This window comes from Roseateles sp. DB2, assembly GCF_051857535.1.
In the GTDB taxonomy this organism is placed as follows: domain Bacteria; phylum Pseudomonadota; class Gammaproteobacteria; order Burkholderiales; family Burkholderiaceae_C; genus Roseateles_B.
On the sequence record NZ_JBPZGY010000016.1, the window covers coordinates 1 to 20423 of the forward strand.

The 20423-nt window shown below is 63.6% G+C and carries 16 protein-coding genes; 12 read left to right on the top strand and 4 right to left on the bottom strand.

Features of this window, described 5'->3' with window-relative positions; genetic code table 11:
- Positions 1 to 180 precede the first annotated feature (180 nt).
- Both ACS5PK_RS19180 and ilvA read right to left on the bottom strand, forming a co-directional pair.
- Positions 181 to 1299, bottom strand: a complete 1119-nt coding sequence (locus tag ACS5PK_RS19180; RefSeq protein ID WP_439441872.1) for a nicotinate-nucleotide--dimethylbenzimidazole phosphoribosyltransferase — start codon at positions 1297 to 1299, stop codon at positions 181 to 183.
- A 90-nt stretch (positions 1300 to 1389) separates the two neighbouring features.
- On the bottom strand, positions 1390 to 2967 hold the full coding sequence (gene ilvA / locus ACS5PK_RS19185) for a threonine ammonia-lyase, biosynthetic (RefSeq protein ID WP_439441873.1): 1578 nt from the start codon (positions 2965 to 2967) through the stop codon (positions 1390 to 1392).
- Between the two features lie 453 nt (positions 2968 to 3420).
- On the opposite strand from ilvA, the gene ACS5PK_RS19190 reads away from it, so the two are divergent.
- On the top strand, positions 3421 to 3843 hold the full coding sequence (locus ACS5PK_RS19190) for an OsmC family protein (RefSeq protein WP_439441874.1): 423 nt from the start codon (positions 3421 to 3423) through the stop codon (positions 3841 to 3843).
- Between the two features lie 24 nt (positions 3844 to 3867).
- Here ACS5PK_RS19190 and coq7 read toward each other — a convergent pair whose 3' ends face one another.
- The gene (coq7, locus tag ACS5PK_RS19195) at positions 3868 to 4503 is read right to left on the bottom strand and encodes a 2-polyprenyl-3-methyl-6-methoxy-1,4-benzoquinone monooxygenase (protein ID WP_439441875.1); all 636 of its coding nucleotides are present in this window, start codon (positions 4501 to 4503) and stop codon (positions 3868 to 3870) included.
- A 309-nt stretch (positions 4504 to 4812) separates the two neighbouring features.
- Here coq7 and ACS5PK_RS19200 point away from each other — a divergent pair, with 309 nt between their 5' ends.
- From ACS5PK_RS19200 to cyaY, 4 genes are all read left to right on the top strand, one after another.
- A complete protein-coding gene (locus ACS5PK_RS19200; RefSeq protein ID WP_439441876.1) occupies positions 4813 to 5829 on the top strand; it encodes a porin in 1017 nt (338 codons plus the stop codon).
- 267 nt (positions 5830 to 6096) lie between these two features.
- Positions 6097 to 7224, top strand: a complete 1128-nt coding sequence (locus ACS5PK_RS19205; protein WP_439441877.1) for a porin — start codon at positions 6097 to 6099, stop codon at positions 7222 to 7224.
- Between the two features lie 132 nt (positions 7225 to 7356).
- Positions 7357 to 8115 carry a DUF3047 domain-containing protein gene (locus tag ACS5PK_RS19210; protein ID WP_439441878.1) on the top strand — a complete coding sequence of 253 codons (759 nt, stop codon included), beginning with the start codon at positions 7357 to 7359 and terminating at the stop codon, positions 8113 to 8115.
- A 259-nt stretch (positions 8116 to 8374) separates the two neighbouring features.
- Positions 8375 to 8734, top strand: coding sequence for an iron donor protein CyaY (gene cyaY, locus ACS5PK_RS19215; protein WP_439441879.1), 360 nt, complete (start codon positions 8375 to 8377; stop codon positions 8732 to 8734).
- 149 nt (positions 8735 to 8883) lie between these two features.
- Here the strand turns inward: cyaY and ACS5PK_RS19220 are convergent, their stop codons facing one another.
- Positions 8884 to 11277 (bottom strand): penicillin-binding protein 1A, encoded by a 2394-nt coding sequence (locus ACS5PK_RS19220; protein ID WP_439441880.1) that lies wholly within the window; start codon positions 11275 to 11277, stop codon positions 8884 to 8886.
- A 260-nt stretch (positions 11278 to 11537) separates the two neighbouring features.
- Between ACS5PK_RS19220 and ACS5PK_RS19225 the strand changes: the two genes are divergently transcribed.
- From ACS5PK_RS19225 to ACS5PK_RS19255, 7 genes are all read left to right on the top strand, one after another.
- Positions 11538 to 12617 (top strand): pilus assembly protein PilM, encoded by a 1080-nt coding sequence (locus tag ACS5PK_RS19225; protein ID WP_439441881.1) that lies wholly within the window; start codon positions 11538 to 11540, stop codon positions 12615 to 12617.
- A complete protein-coding gene (locus ACS5PK_RS19230; RefSeq protein ID WP_439441882.1) occupies positions 12614 to 13213 on the top strand; it encodes a PilN domain-containing protein in 600 nt (199 codons plus the stop codon). The genes ACS5PK_RS19225 and ACS5PK_RS19230 overlap by 4 nt, the downstream gene beginning before the upstream one ends.
- A gap of 4 nt (positions 13214 to 13217) precedes the next feature.
- Complete coding sequence (locus ACS5PK_RS19235) at positions 13218 to 13916, top strand: type 4a pilus biogenesis protein PilO (RefSeq protein ID WP_439441883.1); 699 nt, start codon at positions 13218 to 13220, stop codon at positions 13914 to 13916.
- Positions 13913 to 14443: a pilus assembly protein PilP gene (locus ACS5PK_RS19240; protein WP_439441884.1), complete on the top strand. Its 531-nt coding sequence runs from the start codon at positions 13913 to 13915 to the stop codon at positions 14441 to 14443. Before ACS5PK_RS19235 ends, ACS5PK_RS19240 begins: the two co-directional genes overlap by 4 nt.
- A 23-nt stretch (positions 14444 to 14466) precedes the next feature.
- On the top strand, positions 14467 to 16593 hold the full coding sequence (gene pilQ, locus ACS5PK_RS19245) for a type IV pilus secretin PilQ (protein WP_439441949.1): 2127 nt from the start codon (positions 14467 to 14469) through the stop codon (positions 16591 to 16593).
- A 94-nt stretch (positions 16594 to 16687) separates the two neighbouring features.
- A complete protein-coding gene (locus tag ACS5PK_RS19250; RefSeq protein WP_439441885.1) occupies positions 16688 to 19813 on the top strand; it encodes a beta strand repeat-containing protein in 3126 nt (1041 codons plus the stop codon).
- A gap of 10 nt (positions 19814 to 19823) precedes the next feature.
- Complete coding sequence (locus ACS5PK_RS19255) at positions 19824 to 20399, top strand: shikimate kinase (protein WP_439441886.1); 576 nt, start codon at positions 19824 to 19826, stop codon at positions 20397 to 20399.
- Positions 20400 to 20423 lie beyond the last annotated feature (24 nt).

Below are 20423 nucleotides of genomic sequence, written 5' to 3' on the forward strand. Positions count from 1 at the left end.
ACGAGCGGCCTCATCTGTCGCTGAAAATGCAGACGCCCGATGCAGTGCATCGGGCGTCGATGGCCGGCTGACGCCGGCCTTGTTCAACCGTTCTGAGTGTCAACCTAATTCAGGACGGGTCAGGTCAGGAAAATTCGGAACCCACTGGGTACTCGGTCACGACGCGCTCAGGACTCAAGCTCAGGACTCAATATCGCCCGGCATGCTCAGCAGACCCGGCCTGCTGCTGAGCCGCCCCGGCCCCGAGACGCGCACCGCCGGCGGTGCAGGGGGCGGCATCAGCGTGTCAGCCGGGTCCTGCAGATCTGTCAGCATGGCCGCGGCTGACCGCAGCATGGGCCAGGCGAGCAGGGCGCCGCAGCCATCGGCGCTGTCCAGGCCCAGCTCCAGCAGGGCGGCCGCATGGAACTGCGCCAGGGCCTGGTCGATGCCATGGTGGGTGTGGCTGCGGCAGAACACAGCGTAGTCGGTGACGGGGGCGGCAATCATGGACGCTGCCTTGAGCGCGGCGCAGGCCGGCAGGCCGTCGACGATGATGAGGTGCCTCTTGCTGGCGGCCACCAGCATGGCGCCCACCATCACGGCGGTCTCGAATCCACCAAAGGCGGCCAGCACGTCCATGGGGTCGACGACTTCGCGGTGGCGCGCCTGACAGGCGAGCAGCAGGTTGAGCAGTGGGTCGAGCTGGTCCTGGCGCATGTCGGGGCCAGACACGATGAAATCCTTGACCGGCAGGTCGCACAGTCGCGACATGACCAGCGCGCTGGATTCGAAGGCGCCCTGGCCGACGCCGGCACAGATCAGCACATTGCCGCTGAACTTGTCGGCGATCTCCATGCCCACGCGCACGGCAGCATGGGCGTGCTCCAGGCTCATGGCCGGACCCAGGCGGCAGTTGCGCGTGCCGTGTGCGATCTTGCGTGACTGCAGGCGCGGGTTGGGCGGCATTTCCTCGGCGATGCCGCAGTCCACCACCGACAGTTGCAGGCCCTGGGTGCGCGCCAGCACGCTGCAGGGCAGCCGGTTGTGCAGAAGCAGGTCGGCATGAGCCTTGGTGGACCGTCCCCAGAGCAGGGGCAGTCCGTCGACGGCCAGGCCGTGGTCGGCCGCGAAGAGGGCCAGCGTCGGGTCGCGGAAACGGGGCGTCAGGCTGTCCTGGATCAGACCCAGGCGTATGGCCAGGGGTTCCAGCTCGCCCAATCCCCCAGCCAGGGCGGCACGGCGCTGGAGCCGCTCGCTCAGGGCGCGGCGCAGCTCGGGATTCGCGGTCGGGGAAATCAGGGACTGGTGGATGGACATGGGCGCTGACGGGCCGGCGACCTGCGCCGCTGGCCCGGATTGTGCGCCATGCCGACCGCCTTGCCTGCGCGAACTTTCCTGCGGGGGGGCTCAGCGCAGGAACAGGCGGTAGACCGGGTTGTCCGTTTCTTCCACGAATGGATAGTTCAGCGAATCGAGGAAGCGCTTGAAAGCTGCGTTGTCCCGGCGCGGTACCTGGATGCCGACCAGGATGCGACCGTAGTCCGCGCCCTGGTTGCGGTAGTGAAAGAGGCTGATGTTCCAGTCCGGGTGCATGCTGGAGAGGAACTTCATCAGCGCCCCTGGCCGCTCCGGGAAGACGAAACGGAACAGGCGCTCGTTCTGGGCCAGTTCGCTGCGACCGCCAACCATGTGGCGCACGTGCTGCTTGGCGAGTTCGTCGTCGGTCAGGTCCACGGTCTCGTAGCCCTGGCGGCTCAGTTGGCGAATGACCTTCTGCGCCTCTTCGCGCTTTTGCGTGGAGACGCCCACGAAGACATGCGCCTGGCTGCTGTCCGAGATGCGGTAGTTGAACTCGGTGACGTTGCGCGGCCCCAGGAATTCACAGAAGCGCCGGAAGCTGCCGCGCTCCTCGGGAATGGTCACCGCGAAGACGGCTTCGCGCTGCTCGCCCACCTCGGCGCGTTCGGCGACGAAGCGCAGGCGGTCGAAGTTCATGTTGGCGCCGCAGGTGATGGCAACGAAGGTCTGCCCCTTGGCGCCTTGTGCCGCGCAGTACTGCTTGACCGCGGCCACGCCCAGCGCGCCTGCGGGCTCCAGGATGCTGCGCGTGTCCTCGAAGACATCCTTGATGGCGGCGCAGACGGCATCGGTGTCGACCACGACGAAGTCGTCCACCAGCTCGCGAGTGATGCGGAAGGTTTCCTCGCCGACCAGCTTGACGGCTGTTCCGTCGGAGAACAGGCCCACATCGGTCAGCTGCACGCGCTTGCCGGCGCGTACCGAGCGCACCATGGCGTCGGAATCACGGGTCTGCACCCCGATGACCTTGATGTCCGGGCGCACGGCCTTGATGTAGGCGGCCACGCCCGAGATCAGCCCGCCGCCGCCGATGGCAACGAAGATGGCGTCGATGTGGCCCTCATGCTGGCGCAGGATCTCCATGGCAATGGTGCCCTGGCCGGCGATGACGTCGGGGTCGTCGAAGGGGTGGACGAAGCCCAGGCCCTGTGCCTTCTCCAGCTCCAGGGCGTGGAGGTAGGCATCGGAGAAGCTGTCGCCATGCAGCACCACCTCGCCACCCAGGGCCTGGACGGCGTTGACCTTGACCGAGGGCGTGGTCGTGGGCATCACGATCACGGCGCGGCAGCCCAGCTTGCGGGCGGACAGGGCCACGCCCTGCGCATGGTTGCCGGCCGAGGCACAGATGACGCCGCGCTTCAGCTGCTCGGGCGTCAAGTGGGCCATTTTGTTGTAGGCGCCGCGCAGCTTGAAGCTGAAGACGGGCTGCTGGTCCTCGCGCTTCAGGTAGACCTTGTTGCCGACTCGGCGCGACAAATTGCGCGCGGCATCCAGCGGCGTCTCGACGGCGACGTCGTAGACCTTGGCATTCAGAATTCGTTGCAGATAGCTGTTGCCGGCCGGAATGAGGGCGGGGGACTGCGGTGGGGTGGACGGGGAGCGGCGCTTGCGAACCTGGCCAGCCATCTGCGGACTCCAATGAGAGTGTTGCGGCACTGCATCATAAGGGGCGGTCTCCGGGGGGGGGGCGGCGGGCCGTCGTCGAGATGTCGCCCTTCAGCAAGAGCCCTGAGACGGTGCGCGAATGCTGCTTGTCGAGGCCGGGCGGCCAAAAAAAAACCCGAAGCCTTGCAGCTTCGGGTTGAATCCACCATGGAGGCGGTGGAGGAGACAAAGGGCAGGGGCCGGATTGGTGCAGACTGATGCACAAAACGAGTGCGCATACGTTTGCGCATTCGTCATCCCCAATGAAATTCATTCTATGTTGCGCCATGCTGCACTGCAATATCCACAAGCCATTGGTATTGGAGCGGCATCTCTAGTTGCGCACCGAACGTGATATCCGTCATCGGCCGGCGCCGCCTGTTCCCGAGGGCTGGGGAAGCGAGGGGGCTTTAAATTGGGCCCACAATGCGCCACATGGAATGCACGATCAATTGGATGGGCGTGGACGGCATGAGCTTCGTCGCCCAGACCGGCAGCGGCCACATGCTGGCCATGGATGGCGCACCGGAGGGCGGTGGCCACAACCTGGCCCCGCGGCCGATGGAGACGGTGCTTGCAGGCACGGGCGGCTGTACAGCCTACGATGTGGTGCTCATCCTCAAGCGCGGCCGCCATGACGTGCGGGGCTGCCAGGTCCAGCTCAAGGCGGAGCGCGCGGCCACGGAGCCCAAGGTGTTCACCAGCATCCACATGCATTTCGTGGTGAGCGGCAAGGCACTGGATCGTGCCGCCGTGGAGCGGGCGGTGGCCTTGTCGCACGAAAAGTACTGCTCGGCGAGCATCATGCTGGGCAAGACAGCGGACATCACCACCTCGGTGGAGATTGTCGAGGCCTGAGCGCATCACCCGGGCGTCGACGCCTCACACCCGGTGCGCCACCGTGGTCATCACGCGGGCGGCCAGGCGCATCAGGCCTGGCACCGGTGGGGGCAGCTCAGCCCCGCCGGCCTCCAGTGCGTGCCGCGCATGCTCGGCCTCGTCCTGCTTCATTCGGTCGACGATTTCCCTGGATCGCTGATCCTCCGCTGGTAGGCGATCCAGGTGTGCGGCCAGGTGCTGCTCGACCTGGCGCTCGGTCTCGACCAGAAAGCCCAGGCTGATTCGGTCCCCCATGAGTCCGGCAAGGCTGCCCAGCGCGAAGGCGCCGCCGTACCAGAGCGGGTTGAGCAGGCTGGGGCGGTCCTTGAGCTCGTCCAACCGCGCACGTGTCCAGGCCAGGTGATCGATCTCCTCGTCGGCGGCCTGTTCCAGCTGACTGCGCAGCGCTTCGTCATGCGAGAACAGGGCCTGCGACTGGTACAAGGCCTGCGCGCAGACTTCGCCGACATGATTGACCCGCATCAACGCGCCGGCCAGCGTGCGCTGAGCCTCGCTCAACTTGGCCGCAGGGCTGTGCGCCGGGCTGGGGCGGCCCGCTAGGGGGCGGCCGAAGACGGTCAGCAGGCCGTGGCCGGCGGCACAAAGGAGGCGGTCCTTGAAGTCGAGGGCTTGTGGCATTTGATTGTCTTGGGCGAGATGCCCGAAGTGTAAATAGGCAGCAGGACAGGCCGGGCAGCGCACTTGGCGTGCCCTCCCGCCGCAAGTCCCCGCTGTTGTCCATGTCTTGGTTCGTGACAGTCATATGAACATAAGCAAATGTTCGATCGTCGTTGCCGTGCGACAACGGATGACAAACTGTCATGATTTGCAGGTGGCGCATCAGGGAAAACCTTTGGTTCAATGGCGCCAACTTCCATGCGAGCTGCTGTCTGAAAGGCAGCAGATCGACATGGTTGCCGACCCTTGATGACTCTTTCGGAGCTACGAATGAAAAAGACGATCCTGGTGGGAGCCGTTCTGGCCGCCTTCGCTGGTGCCGCTGCGGCCCAATCTTCCGTGACCCTGTTCGGCGTGATCGATGCCAATGTGCGTTCCGCCAAGTCTGGCAGCGCCTCCATCAAGCAGGTGGGCACCGACGGCCTGAACGCCAGCCGTCTGGGCGTGCGTGGTACCGAAGACCTGGGCGGTGGCCTGAAGGCAGGCTTCTGGCTGGAAGCTGCCCTGAACCCCGACACCGGCGCCGCTGACAGCTCCCGCTTCTGGGGCCGCCGCGCCACGGTGAGCCTGAGCTCCACCGAGTTCGGCGAACTGCGCCTCGGTCGCCACAAGGTGGCTGCGCGTCTGGCTGTCGACGGCTTCACCCCCTTCGAGACCACTGGCATCGCCGAAATCACCAAGGCCTACTCGGCTCTGGGCAGCGGCGCTGACACGCTGAACCGTTCGGACAATCAGGTGGCCTACAGCCTGCCTGACACCCTGGGTGGCATCTATGGCACCTTCGAACTGGGTGCTGGCGAAGGTACGGACGGCAAGAAGTACAGCTCGGCTCGTCTGGGCTACAAGGACAAGGAATTGAACGTCGCCGGTGCTTATGCGCAAACCGACGCCAAGGGCAGCAAGTACAAGCTGACCGTGCTGGGTGCTTCCTATGACTTCGGTGCCGCCGTCGTGATGGGCACCGTGGCCAACACCAAGTTCGGTTCCTACAAGCAGTCGATCTTCACGATCGGCGCCAAGGTGCCCGTCACCAAGGAAGGTTCGGTTCGCGTGCACTACGCTCGTTCCAACGCGAATGACGCCGTGGCTACTGCCAAGGTTGCTGATGACCTGAACATCCTGTCCTTTGGCTATGTTCACGACATGTCCAAGCGCACGGCTCTGTACGCCACCTACTCGCAGATCGACAACAAGGGCAACTCCAAGGTTGCCGTTGCCGGCGCTCCGGCTGCTGCTGCCGGCCAGAAGTCTTCGGCCTACGAAGTGGGCGTGCGCCACAGCTTCTGATGCTTGGCTTGGCGGACCCTTGTGGTTCGCTGTAGTTCGCCGGCCTTCGTAAGAGCCGCCCTCTGGGCGGCTCTTTTCGTTTGTTGATCGTCAGCGAACTGCCTCCAACGGGTTGGAAAGTGCAGGATTGTCAGCCTCATTTCAGCCTTGTCGCCGTGGCGACAGGGTTAGTGCTTGTGGGTGGGCTGCAACGACTTGGCTAGGCCTGCGGGTGCATCTGTCACAGAATCCAAAGCGACTCTTCATTCATATAGCAGGAGACAGTTCATGAAGAAGGCTACTCTGGTTTTGGGTTTGCTGGCTGCCAGCGTGAGCGCCGCTTACGCCCAGTCGAGCGTGACGCTTTACGGCATCGTGGACGGCGGTGTGCGCATGACCACGAACGAAGGTAGCAGGGGCAGCGGTTCCATCACCCGCGCGGTCGGTGGCGGTTTTTCGCAGAGCCGCCTGGGCGTCAATGTGACCGAAGACCTGGGTGGTGGCATGAAGGTGTTGGCTAACCTGGAGCATCGGCTGAACCTGGATACCGGTTCGTCCAACCCGGCACCGCTGCCTTTCTGGATGCAATCCTGGGTCGGCGTGCAAAGCAGTGATTTTGGTCGCGTGACGATTGGTCGTCAGTACAACGTGCTGTTTGACTTGGTCACCAGCACCTATGTGTCCTACCCCTATTCGCCCTACTTCGATGTTTACAAGCCTGAAGTCGGTCTGGCGCTGAGCGCCCGTGCGGACAATATGGTCAAGTACCTGTTCGAACAAGGTCCGATCCGCGGCGAACTGCAGGCTTCGGCCGGCGAGGGCGGTGGTGGCCGTACCATCGGCGGCATCCTGCGCTATTCGGCTGACGGCATCTCCTTCGGTGCTGGTATGCAGGATTACCAGCTGCCCTCTTCGGCCAAGATCAAGGCCAAGACCTTTGGCGGTTCCTACAAGGTGGGTGACTGGTACCTGAACGCCGGCTGGGGCGAGAACAAGGTGGAAGGCACGCCCACGGCCGCCGATGCGGCGACCGTCGCCAGCACTCTGCTGTGGGCCTCCTTCAACAACGGTGGTACCGGCTATGACGCCGCCATGGGTGGCAATGCTGCACTCCTTGGTCTGAAGAAGCGCACGATGTGGACCCTGGGCCTGGGTTACCAGATGACGCCCCAGCTGAACCTGGGCACGCACTTCTACAGCGCCAAGCAAACTGGTGCCGTGGCTGCGCTGGAACTGAAGGCCAAGTTCTGGTCTGCAGTTGCTGACTATGCCCTGTCCAAGCGCACCGATCTGTATGCTGAGATCGATCGCACCTCGCTGACGGGCGATCACGCCAGTCTGAACAGCAGCGTCGGCAGTCCCAATGGTGCCAAGTCCCGCATGGGCTACACCGTCGGTATGCGGCATCGCTTCTGATCTGCGCAGTTGTTCGCGCAATCCAGGGCCCTTCGGGGCCCTTTTTCATGCTGTCGACAGATGTTGTGCATAGCATCACGGCGCCGGGAAGCGAAGCAGCTAGTCTTGGCTGCAACGGGTCTGGAGCAGTACATGAGCGCCTGTAAGAAATGGTTGTTGTTGGGATGGGTGCTGGGCCTCGTTGCCTGCGCTCATGGCCCTGCCTCTGAACCGGCGCAGACCGTGTCGGAGGCGGTTGCGGTCTCCCTGCCGCAGGATTGGTCGGTCCGTGAGTTGCCCGGCAAGGCGCGCACGCACTACAGCATGAACGAGCGCGACAGCCGCCCCTGTGTGCAGGCAAATGCCCGGTCCTCAGCGAGCCTACTGCGCCGACGGCTGCATCTGCCCGTGGAGCAGCTGCAGGAGGTCCGATTCGAGTGGTGGATCGATCGTTTCGAGTCCAGCCGTGATGTGGATGATCCGGATGTGGACGACGCGCCGGCCAGCCTGGTCCTGGCTTTTGATGGTGACGTGGGGCAACTGTCCCTGCGCAACCGCATGCTGTTCGAGCTGGCTCAGGCGGTCATGGGCGAGCCGCCCCCCTATGCCACGCTGATGTATGTCTGGGATGCGAAGGCTGCACCCGGTACCGTCAAGGTCAGTCCTCGCAGCGATCGCATCCGCAAAATCGTGATTGGGTCAGGTCATGAGAAGCGGGGCGGATGGCTGAGCTTCAGTCGCAATATTGCCGAGGACTACCGCCTGGCCTTCGGCGAGGCGGCGGGCCCGCTGGTAGGTGCTGCGCTGATGACGGACGCTGACAACGGGCATGGCTCGGCGCAGGCTTGCTACGGCCCTGTGCAGTTCCTGGATGCCTCTTATCGCGAGCTGCCTGGCAGCCTGCGCTTCTGAGCCCGGCGCGCGCCGAGTCTGGGCCACTCAGCTCGAGGGGCTGGATGCTGCTGGCGCGGGCGTCCGGGGGGCTGGTGCCGTCAGCGGGCCCTTCTGGCCGCAGGCTGTGAGCCATAGCACATTCCACAGCAGCAGGGATCCGAGGCTGGCCCGCAGGCCTCGCGACCGCATTGCTTGCAGGGCCTTGCTGGTCGGTCCAGGGCTGGCGGCGACTAAACTGGAGCCTTGATAGGTCTTCATAGCTGCAAGTTTATCGGTCATGAGTGCTCTCACCGCCACGCCCCTTGATGATGCCGATTACCATGCGCGCACCGATGCGATCCTGCAGGGCATAGAGTCGCGGGTCGACGCTTGGCTGGATGGCGATGTGATCGACATCGACACCCACCGTACCGGTGGTCTGCTGGAGCTCAGCTTCCCCAATCGCAGCAAGATCATCATCAACACCCAGCCGCCGTTGCAGGAACTGTGGGTGGCAGCCAAAGCCGGGGGCTACCACTTCCGCTTCGTGGACGGGCGCTGGGTGGAGCGGGGTGGACGTGAATTTCACGCCCTGCTGTCTGAAGAGGCCTCGGCCCAGGCTGGTCAGGCGCTCTGTTTCGAACCCGTGCAGTCCTGACGCCGTCCCGCGCAAGGCCGCTGCTGCCTGTGTGTCAATGACAATGGATGAGCCGAAGCACAACCTCCTGCTCGCTTGAGGCTAGAAAGCATGGCCGGCCGCTGCGGCGGGTCTGCCTGGCATGCCCCGGCCAGGCGCCGTGCCGGGGCTCAGCGCCTGAACAGATCCAAGATGCTCTTCTTTTCCTCGTCGGTGGCGGGCGGCGGGATGCCTGCGTCATTGCTCAATGCGCGCACGCCTGAGTTGCCGGCATATTCGTCGTAGAACCATTCGCCGTTGATCTGCACGACCCCCTCGGGAGGCTGGATCTCGGCCACGGGCACGTTCTTCAGCGCGAAGCCCATGAACTCGATCCAGACCGGCAGGGAAAGGCCGCCGCCGGTTTCGCGGTCCCCCAGCTTGCGCGGTTGGTCATAGCCTATCCACACCACGGCGACGAGGTCTTGTTGGTAGCCGGCGAACCAGGCGTCCATGGAGTCGTTGGTCGTGCCGGTCTTGCCGTAGATGTCGGGCCGCTTGAGTAGTGCTTGGGCCTTGGCTGCCGTGCCACTGCGGGTGACCTCTTGCAGCAGGCTGCTCATCAGGAAGGCATTGCGTGATTCGATGGCTCGCGCCTCATCGCTGGGTGCGCGCGGCGGCGCCTCGTAGAGCACGCGGCCCTTGTGGTCCGTCAGCTTGGCGACCAACTGCGGCATGACACGGTAGCCGCCATTGGCGAACACGGCATAGCCCTGCGCCATCTGCATGGGCGTCACAGAGCCGGCGCCCAGAGCCATGGTCAGGTACGCGGGATGCTTTTCCGCCTCGAAGCCGAAGCGAGTGATCCAGTCCTGGGCGTAGTGCACACCTATGGACTGCAGTACACGGATAGACACCATGTTCTTGGACTTGGCCAGCGCCTTTCGCAGTGGCAGGGGGCCATCGAAGGTGCCGTCGTAGTTCTTGGGTTCCCAGGGCTGGCTGCCGGTCGTGGTGGCATCGAAGAAAAGCGGGGCATCGTTGACCACGGTAGCGGGCGTGAAGCCTTTCTCGAGTGCGGCCGAATAGATGAAGGGCTTGAAGCTGGACCCAGGTTGGCGCCAAGCTTGGGTGACGTGGTTGAATTTGTTCTTGTTGTAGTCGAAGCCGCCAACCATGGCACGGATGCGGCCGTCCTTGGGGTCCATGGCGACGAATGCGCCTTCGACCTCCGGCAACTGCGTGATGCTCCAATCGCCCTTGGGTAGCTTCAGCACCCGGATGATGGCGCCGCGGCGGATGCGGGTCTTGGGGTTGCCGCGCTCTGACAGCCCGGAGGTGGCTGGCTTGAGGCCGTCGCCGGTGATGGTCAGGCTTTCGCCGCTCTGCAGCACGGCCACCACCTTCTTGGGATCGGCTTCCAGCACGGCGGCGGCCAGCAGTTCGTCATTGGCCGGATGGTCCGCCAGCGCTTCGGCAATGCGCACATCCATGTCCTTGGGGTCGGCCGGCAGGTCAATGTAAGCCTCGGGGCCGCGGTAAACCTGGCGGCGCTCGAAATCCATGATGCCTCGGCGCAAGGCTCGGTAGGCGACCATTTGTTCGTCATGGCGCAGGGTCAGGTAGACGTCCAAGCCCCGGCTGTAGGCCTCATCGCCGTACTGCGTGAAGATCAGCTGCCGGGCGGCCTCGGCCACGTACTCCGCATGGCTGGTGGTGTCGCTCAGCGAGCGGTAGCGCAGGACCTCGGCTTTGGCGTGTGCATGCTGCTCCTCGGTGATGTAGCCGTTCTCCAGCATGCGGTCGATGATGTACTGCTGACGAATCCTGGCCCGGCGGGGGTTGTTGATGGGGTTGTAGGCTGACGGTGCCTTGGGCAGGCCGGCCAGCATTGCCGCCTCGGCCACGGAGATCTCCTTGAGCGGCTTGCCGAAGTAGACCTCGCTGGCAGCGGCGAAGCCATAGGCCTTGTGCCCCAGGAAGATCTGGTTCATGTAGATCTCGAGGATCTGCTCCTTGCTGAGTGCCGATTCGATCTTGAGCGCCAACAGGATCTCGTAGATCTTGCGCGTCATGGTCTTCTCAGTGGAGAGATAGAAGTTGCGTGCCACCTGCATGGTGATGGTGGAGGCGCCCTGGCTGCGCGCTTCGCCCACATTCGCCAGGCCGGCGCGGATCACACCTAGGTAGTCAACGCCGCCATGCTGGTAGAAGCGCGCATCCTCGATGGCGAGGATGGCTTCCTGCATCACCTTGGGGATGTCCTTGATGGGCTGATAGTTGCGCCGCTCCTCGCCGAACTCGGCCAGCACGACGCCATCGGCGGACAGCACCCGAAGCGGCAGCTTGGGCCGGTAGTCGGTCAGGCCTGAGATGTCCGGCAGATTGGGGTAGGCCATGGCCAGGCCCAGGGCCAGCAGCAAGGCGAGGGCAGCGGCGCCTCCCAGGGCCAGGCCGCCCAGCCACATCAGGGGGCGCCAGACGAAGCGATAGGCCGGTGTGTGGTGACGACGCGACGCCGTCTTCCCATCCTTCGCGTCCATATCTGGCGAGCTGGACACGTTTGATGATTTGGATTTGCTCATGGGGCTCCAGTGAGGGCAAATCATTATAGAAACGGCACTCTGCTGCGCTTGGAATCGGCGCTCCTCCTTTCGATACTTCGAATCCAGTACGAAAGGGCTTCTTTTCAGGGACAGATAGGCGTAGAAAGCCGTGTATGTTTCGCAACGTGGTGTTACGTGCTGGCAGCCGTTTTTCGAACGGTGTCATAGGCTTTACTGCTAGCATTCAAGTAACTTATTAACAATCCGACGCCTGCAAAGCGTGTTGGGGGAACCGCGTCATGGGAATTCTTGACGTACTGCTGGGTCGCAAGCATCCGCCCATGATTGGCTTGGACATCAGCTCTTCCAGCGTCAAGCTGGTCGAACTCAGTCAAAACAAGAACGGTGAGATGGTGCTTGAGCGCTTCGCGATGGAGTCGTTCGAGAAGGGTTGGATCGCCGACGGCCAGATCGAGAAGTTCGACGAAGTCGCGGATGCTGTGCGTCGGGTGGTTGCCCGTAGCGGTACCAAGACCCGCGATGCCGTGCTGGCCATGCCACAGTCGGCCGTGATCACCAAGAAGATCATGCTGCCCGCAGGCCTCCGCGAAGAGGAGCTGGAGATCCAGGTCGAGGCGGAGGCCAATCAGTACATTCCGTTCTCGCTGGACGAGGTCAGCCTGGACTTCTGCGTGCTGGGTCCCAGCCCCACCTCGGTCGGGGATGTGGAGGTGTTGATCGCCGCCTCGCGCAAAGACAAGGTCCAGGATCGCCAAGGTCTGGCGGAAGCCGCCGGCCTGCGCCCAGTGGTCCTGGACATCGAGTCTCATGCCTCCCGTCTGGCCATGGGGCGCCTGGTTGCGGCTCTGCCTGGTGAGGGCAAGGATGCCCTGGTGGCGTTGTTCGAGATCGGCGCAGACACCACCAGCCTCAAGGTGCTGCGCGACGATGAAATGCTCTACGACCGCGACCAGGCTTTCGGAGGCTCGCAGCTGACGCAGCTGATTTCGCGCCAGTACGGTTTCTCCTTCGAGGAGGCCGAGCAAAAGAAGCTGGCCAATGAGCTCCCAGAGGACTACGAGACCGTGGTGCTGCAGCCTTTTGTCGACAGCCTGTCGCAGGAGATCGGCCGCGCGCTGCAGTACTTCTTCACCAGCACGCCGCACCACAAGGTCCATTACGTGATGCTGGCTGGCGGCACGGCCACCCTGCCTGGCCTGAAGGACCGGGTGACCGAACTGACCGGGTTTGCGTGCATGGTGGTCAATCCCTTCGAGAGCATGGAACTGGGTACGGCGGTGCGCGAATCCAAGCTTCGCCGTGAGGCTCCGGCCTACCTGACCGCCTGTGGGCTAGCGATGCGGAGGTTCTTCCAGTGATTTTGATCAACCTCCTTCCGCATCGTGCCGAGAAGCGCAAGCGTCGCAAGACGGCCTTCTTTGTCTGGCTGGGGCTGTCGATGGTCCTGGGCGCCCTGCTCGTCGGCGTCGGCTTGCTGTTGCTGCAGCAGATGACAGACCAGCAGATCGCGCGCAATGAATACTTGAAGCGCGAGAACAAGCTGCTGGACGACCAGATCAAGGACATCGCCAACCTGAAGGCCGAGATCGAAGGTCTGAAGTCCCGGCAGAAGGCGGTGGAAGACCTCCAGACGGATCGCAATATGCCGATTCACCTGCTCAACGAGTTGGTGCGGCAGGTGCCCGAGGGCATCTTCCTGACCAGCATTCGACAGCTGGACAAGGTCGTGACGATCACCGGACTGGCCCAGACGCAGGATCGGATCTCGGAGTTCATTCGCAACACCTCGCGGTCTTCCGAATGGCTCTACAACCCGGATCTCGTGGAGATCCGGCAGGCGGGACTTGCCAACTCCAAGGACCAGAAGCGCCTGTTCGATTTCACGATGCGCGTCTCCATCAAGGCTCCTCAGGCGGAAGCGCCTGCCAAGGGGCAGCCTTCGAAGAAGCCCTGACGACATGGCCAAGAATTCCACTGCCAAATTCGACCTGAACGCCTGGTTCGAAGAGATCCAGGAGCAGTTCAGAGGACTCAACCCCCAGGAGCCTGGTCAATGGCCCCTGGCACCTCGCCTGCTGACCTTCTTCGCGGCAGCCACGGTGGCTGTTGTTGCAGGCTGGTTCCTTGTGCTGGCCGATGCGCAGGCGAGCCTTGATGCCGAGGCCGCCAAGGAGCCGGCGTTGCGTCAGGACTTCAAGACCAAGCTGATCCAGGCCGTCAACCTGCCGGAGTTGCGCAAGCAGAAGAGCCAAGTCGAGGAGTATGTCAATCAGCTCGAGAAGCAGCTCCCCGGCAAGGCCGAGATGGATGCGCTGCTGTCCGACATCAACAACGCTGGTGTCGGGCGCGGACTGCAGTTCGAGCTCTTCCGCCCGGGTGCCGAGGTGGTACGGGACTATTACGCCGAGAAGCCCATCGCGATCAAGGTGTCCGGTCGCTACCATGACATCGGTTCCTTTTCGGCGGACATCGCCAACCTGTCCCGCATCGTGACGCTCAACAACCTCAACGTGGCGGCCGTCACGGGCAGGGACCAGGCGCTGACCGGCACGCTGACCATGGAAGCCATGGCGCGTACCTATCGCTATCTGGATGCGGGTGAAGTCGCTGAGCAGCGCAAGGCGAAGTCCGGTAGCAAGGCAGGAGCCAAGAAATGAAGCGCCTGACCCTGATCTCCCTTTCACTGGCAGCCCTGGGGCTCAGTGGCTGCGGCAATGACTTGTCTGAGTTGCAGGACTGGACGGCGCAGGAGCGGCGCGAGACGCGGGCCACCGTGCAGCCGCTGTCGCCTCCCAAGAAGTTCTCGCCCCAGCCCTATGACGCGTCGCTCAGTGTCGACCCCTTCAGCACGCAGAAGCTGCGAGTTGCCGTGAAGCAGGAGGCGGCCCAGCCGAATTCCCTGCTGACGGCCGAGATGAATCGGCGCAAGGAGCCTCTGGAGTCCTATCCCCTGGACTCCATGACCATGGTGGGCAGCCTCACACGCCAAGGGCGCCCCTTCGCGCTGCTGAAGGTGGATGCGCTGCTGTATCAGGTCAAGCAAGGGGACCACCTCGGACTCAATTTCGGGCGAATCACGAAAATTTCCGAAACAGAGATCACCTTGCGGGAAGTCGTCCAGGACGCGGCTGGCGAATGGATAGAACGCACAAGCACCCTCCAGTTGCAGGAGAAGGGACGATGAAGAATTTGTCGGAGATGAGTGGTATGACTCAATGGCGTCGTTGGGCAGTGGGTGTTGTGGCGGTGGCCTTGCTGCCGCTGCAGGCTTGGGCGCAGAACGCCATCAAGTCCATCAGCACCTTGCAGCAGTCTGGCGTTGAGGTCGTTCGTATCGAGCTCAGCGAAAGTCTCAAGGACATTCCCGCCGGATTCGTGGTGCAGGCGCCTCCGCGCATTGCCCTGGATCTTCCCGGCATCGCCAATGGCATGGGCCGCAACACGGTGGAGATCAACGCCGGCAATCTGCGCTCTGCCAGCGTTGCCCAGGCGGGGGAGCGTACACGGGTGGTTCTGAACCTGCGCCAAGCCTCCAACTACCGCGCGCAGTTGGCAGACAAAGCGCTTCTGGTGATCCTGGAGAACGGCGGCACCCAGGCCACGGCGCCAACTACCGCCAAGCCTGCGGAGCCACTGCATTTCGCGCCCAGCCTGAATGCGGCCAGCCAGACCTTGCGCGACATCGACTTCCGACGCGGTGCCGATGGCGCCGGTCGCGTGGTGATCAGCCTGCCCAGCAATCAGGTGGGGGTGGACATCCAGCAGCAAGGGCAGAACCTGGTGCTGGAGTTCCCCAAGACCAGCCTGCCTCCCGAACTGCGCCGCCGTCTGGACGTGGCCGACTTCGGCAGCCCTGTGCAGTACGTCAGCGCCAGCCAGGTGGGTGACAAGGTCCGGGTGATCGTCGAGCCCAAGGGTGTGTGGGAGCACAGCGCCTACCAGAGCGACAACCAGTTCGTCCTGGAGGTGCGGCCTCAGAAGGTGGACCCCAACAAGCTGGTACAGGGGCCTGGTTTTGCCGGCGACAAGCTTTCGCTCAACTTCCAGAGCATCGAGGTGCGCGCCCTGCTGCAGGTCATTGCCGACTTCACCAACTTCAACGTGGTGACCAGCGACAGCGTAACCGGCAATGTGACGCTGCGGCTAAAGGACGTCCCCTGGGATCAAGCACTGGACATCATCATGCAGGCCCGAGGCCTGGGTCTTCGCAAGTCCGGCAATGTGCTCTGGATCGCGCCCAAGGAAGAGCTGGCCAACAAGGAAAAGTTGGACCTGGAAGCGAAGGCGCAGATGGCCCAGTTGGAGCCCTTGCGCACCCAGTCCATCCAGTTGAACTACGTCAAGGCCGAGGATGTCATGAAGGGCCTGACCGGTGGGGGAACTGGCGGCGGCAATGCGCGCATCCTGTCTCCGCGCGGCAGCGTCATTGCCGAGAGCCGGACCAACCAGCTCTTCATCAATGACATCGCCAGCAAGCTGGAGGAAGTCCAGGCGCTGATCGCCAAGATCGACATTCCCGTGCGGCAAGTCCTGATCGAGGCCCGCATCGTGGAAGCGGATGACAGCTTTGGACGCTCGCTGGGCGTCAAGCTCGGCGTCAATGACATCCGTGCCAGCCAGGGCGGTATCCCGGGTTACAACGTTGGCGGCAACAACTACGTGGCCATCGGCGGCAACTACAACGCTGCAGGCGGCACGACCTTGCAGCCCGGAGCCACGAGAAGCTTCAGTGACACGCAGATGATCAATCTGCCGGCCCCCAGTGTGCTGAGTGGCACGCCGCAGACCTTCGCCCTGACCTTGTTCAATGCCACCGCCAATCGCTTCCTGAACCTGGAGCTCTCCGCGCTGGAAGCCGACGGCAAGGGCAAAATCGTCTCGAGCCCGCGTGTGGTGACGGCGGACCAGGCCAAGGCCTTGATCGAGCAGGGCGAAGAAATCCCGTACCAGCAGGCCACGTCGGCTGGTGCCACGTCCGTCTCCTTCAAGAAGGCCGTGCTGAAGCTGGAAGTCACGCCGCAGATCACGCCCGAGGGCAATGTGATTCTGGATGTGGATGTCAACAAGGACAGCCGTGGTGTTCTGACGCCTCAGGGCTATGCCATCAACAACAAGCACGTGAAGACCCAGGTGCTGGTTGAGAATGGCGGCACCGTCGTGCTGGGTGGCATCTTCACGCAGGAAGAGCGTGAGGATGTGAAGAAGGTCCCGCTGCTGGGAGATGTCCCTGTCGTGGGCAATCTTTTCAAGAACAAGGCCAAGACGTCCAGCAAGACCGAGCTCCTGATCTTCATCACCCCGAAGGTGGTGACGGAGCGGGTGACGGGCCGCTGAGTATTAAAGATGGGCCGACCATGGGTCGGCCTGCTGGATTGATGATCAAAGCTGTGCGGGTCAATGTGCATCTGCTGCGCTGGAGTTTGACGATATGAGGAACTACCTTCAACAACACCTGGGCCGCTGGCTCATGGCACTTCTGGCCATGACGATGAGCCTGGGGCTGGTGGCCTGCGGCGGTGGCGGCAGTGCTGGCAGCTCCCTCTATCCTGGCGCCAATAGCGCCCAGCTCAGCGTGAGCCTTTCCGGCACCACGGTGTCCAGCACGGCCAGGGTCACAGTGACCGCCACGCTGCGAGATGCCAATGGCGTCGGCGTGCCCAACCAGGTGGTGAACTTCAGCTTCGGTGCCGGCGGCCTGGCTGACCTCAGCGTCGCCAGCGCCCTGACGGATGCCAACGGTAATGCCGTGGCCGTCCTGTCCCCTGGCAGCAGCGGCAACTCGGGGGCCGACACGGTTGTCGCCACCTCCACATACAGCGGGACAACGCTGAGCGCCAACAAGGCCTTCCAGGTGCTGGGGGCAGCCTCTGGCGCAGCATCACTGACGGTCACGCTGTCCAGTCCCAATGTGACGGGCAGCTCGCCAGCTTCGGTGACTGCCGTGCTGAAGGATGCCAATGGCGCGCCAGTGGCTGGTCAGGTTGTCAATTTCAGCTTTGGCAGCGGTGTCGGTGTGCTGGCTCAGCTGAGCTCGACCACGGCGCTCACTGATGGCAATGGCAGTGCCCGAGTGCTGCTGACTGCTGTCAGCACGGACATCACCGGTGCGGATACTGTCGTCGCGACAGTCGCCTACAACGGCAAGGCCCTGAGTGACAACAGAGGCTTCCAGGTGACGGCGACCTCCACCTCCACCGCATCGCTGACGGTGGCGCTCTCCTCCAACAGCCTGACTTCCAAGTCGTCCATTACTGCGACGGCCAGCCTGAAGGACGCCAATGGCGTGGGCATCCCGAACCAAGTCATTGCGTTCAGCCTGGGCACAACGCTGGCGCAGCTGAACCAGGTCCAGGCCTTGACCGACGCCAACGGCAATGCTGTGGTTGTCCTGACCACCTCCGGGACGCAACCGGGTGCGGATACGCTTAAAGCCTCGATCAGCTACAACACGCGCATCCTGTCTAGCCAGGTCAACTTCGCCGTCGTGGGCACCTCGACCAGTTCTGCCTCGCTGGTGCTGAGCCTCTCGAGCGCGACGGTCACCGCAGGGGCCCCCGCAACGGTGACGGCGGTCCTGAAGGATGGCAGTGGTGTTGCCATCCCCGGCCAGGTGGTGAGCTTCAGCACGCAGCGTGGCTTTGGCGCCCTGAGCGCGGTGACCGCCCTGACTGATGCCACCGGCACAGCAGCAGTGACGCTGTCGCCTGCCAATGCCACTTCGACGGCGGCCGACAGCGTCAGTGCCACCACGACGGTAGGCAGCCAGACGGTGACCTCCAACAGCGTCGGTTTCCAACTGACGGCCACGGTGGTGGGCATCCAGTCCTTCACCTCTGACGTGCCGTCAGGCAGCAAGCTGGCCGCCAATGGCTCTTCGATCATCACCGTGAAGCTGTCCGGAACGGTAGGCTCGGTGCCGGTGCAACTGGCCCTGGCCTCTCAGTGCGCTGCGCAGTCGCCAGCCAAGGCCACGCTCACGCCAACCACGGCCACGACAACCACGGGTACCGCCACCTTTACCTATCAGGACCTGGGCTGCGGTGCCAAGCAGACCAGCGACACCCTGTCGCTGCAGGTGGTGGGCAGCACGGTGAATGCCACGCTGAATCTGCCGCTGGGAGCGCCCTCGGTGGCGGGCATCACTTTTGTGTCTGCGTCCCCCTCGCTGCTGTACCTGTCGACTGCGGGCTATCCGCCCACCAACTCCACCGTGATCTTCCAGGTCAACGATGGCAACGGCGCTGGCCTGGCCGGCAAGACCGTCAAGCTGTCGCCCACGACCACGGTGGGTGGACTGACTGTGGATGGCCAGACCTCCACGGCCGGTGTCCTGCCCGTGATCACCAAGACCACGGACAGCAATGGTCAGGTGCGCGTGCTGGTCAACTCGGGCACGGTACCGACGCCGGTGGCGATCCGCGCTACCTACACCTCGGACGACGGCACGCAGGTCTTCTCTTCGGTGTCGGCCAATCTGTCGATCGCCGTGGGCCTGCCGACGCAGTCGCGCTTCTCGCTGTCACAGCTCAAGCTCAATATCGAGGGCTACGACCTCGACGGCACCACCAACACCTACACGGCTGTTGTGGCGGACCGTCTGGGCAACCCTGTCCCGCCGACGACGGTGGTCAACTTTGTCAACACGCTGGGCCAGGTGCTGACCGCTCCTTCCACTGGCGCCTCGACGTCGCTGTCCACAGTCTCGGCCAACTCGATCACGGGTGGTCAGCGGCCTCCCAACTGGGACGGCCGCGTCACGACCCTGGCCTATGCCATCGGCGAGGAAAGCTTCCTGGATCTGAACGGCGACAACCAGTACAACTCCGGTGAGGACTACGAAGACCTGGGCGACCCGTACATGGATCCCAAGTTCCGTGGCTATTACGCCGCCGACCTGCAGACCATTCCCTACGGCGGAGGAACGTCGACCTGCTTCAGCGCCGCGACGGCTCCCTTCCAGCGTTTCGACGGCACCAACGGTGCGGTTGGTAGTGCACGCCCGACAGTGCCGTCCAAGCCCACGACCTGCTCTGCCAACTGGGGCAAGGCCTTCGTCCGGGCGGCTGTCCAGACGGTCTGGTCGACGTCCAGCGCCCGCCTGACCTGGGGTTCGTCGCTTCCCAGCGGCGTCTACAGGCCGGCCGCGGGGTCCTGCCCGTCGGCACGCACGGTGGCCTACGGCTACGCAGCCACGGCAGCGGGCACGGTGCAAAACAAGTCTGTCTATGACCTGAGCGGTACGACGCTGGCCAATGCTGGCACGACGGGGTCCTTGACCTTCGAAGTGGCAGACGCCAACACCAACTTCTACAACCCGATGGCCGTAGGCACCGTGGTGTCGGCAACGGCGACCGCAGGCATGTCCGCGACGGTGGTGGGTGGCACGGTGCCCAACACCTTGACGCCGACTACCTCGGTGGTGAACTACACCTTCACGACGGCAAGCAGCGGCACCATCACGATCACCGTTCAGTCGCCCAGCGGCCTGCAGACCTTCTCGACCATCAATATCTTTGCTGGAGCCGCCCCAGGCGGTTATGTGGCCTGCCCCTGATCAAGCAACCTTGATCATCTCCCTCGTCGGCATGCCCGGCGGTGGCAAATCCACCGTCGGGCGCAGCCTTGCCAGACAGGCTGGCATGCGCTTTGTCGATTCCGACACCGAGATCGAGAAGCAGTTGGGCGAAAGCATCCGCAGTTTCTTCGACCGAGAAGGCGAAGCCAGGTTCCGAGACATCGAGCAGGCGGTCATTGCCGACCTGCTGCAGCGTCCAGGTGACATGGTGCTGGCCACCGGTGGGGGGGCCGTGCTGCGGGAGGCCAACCGCCAGGCGCTTCGGCAGCATTCGACCGTGCTGTACCTGCGATCGACGCCAGAGGAGTTGTTCCGTCGGCTCCGCCACGACACGCAGCGCCCCTTGCTGCAGGTGAAGGATCCTCTGCAGAAGTTGCGTGAGCTCTATGTGCAGCGAGATCCCTGGTATCGCTCGACTGCTCACTACACCATCGAGGTGGGCCGGCCTTCCGTTGCGACCCTGGTCAATATGGTGCTGATGCAGCTGGAACTCGCTGGCCTGATTTCCTCGGAGCGGGTTGCCGCCACGGTGGGGGTCACACGTCCGGACGAGGCGCAAGCCTGAGATCGGCACAGCCGAAGGCGGGGC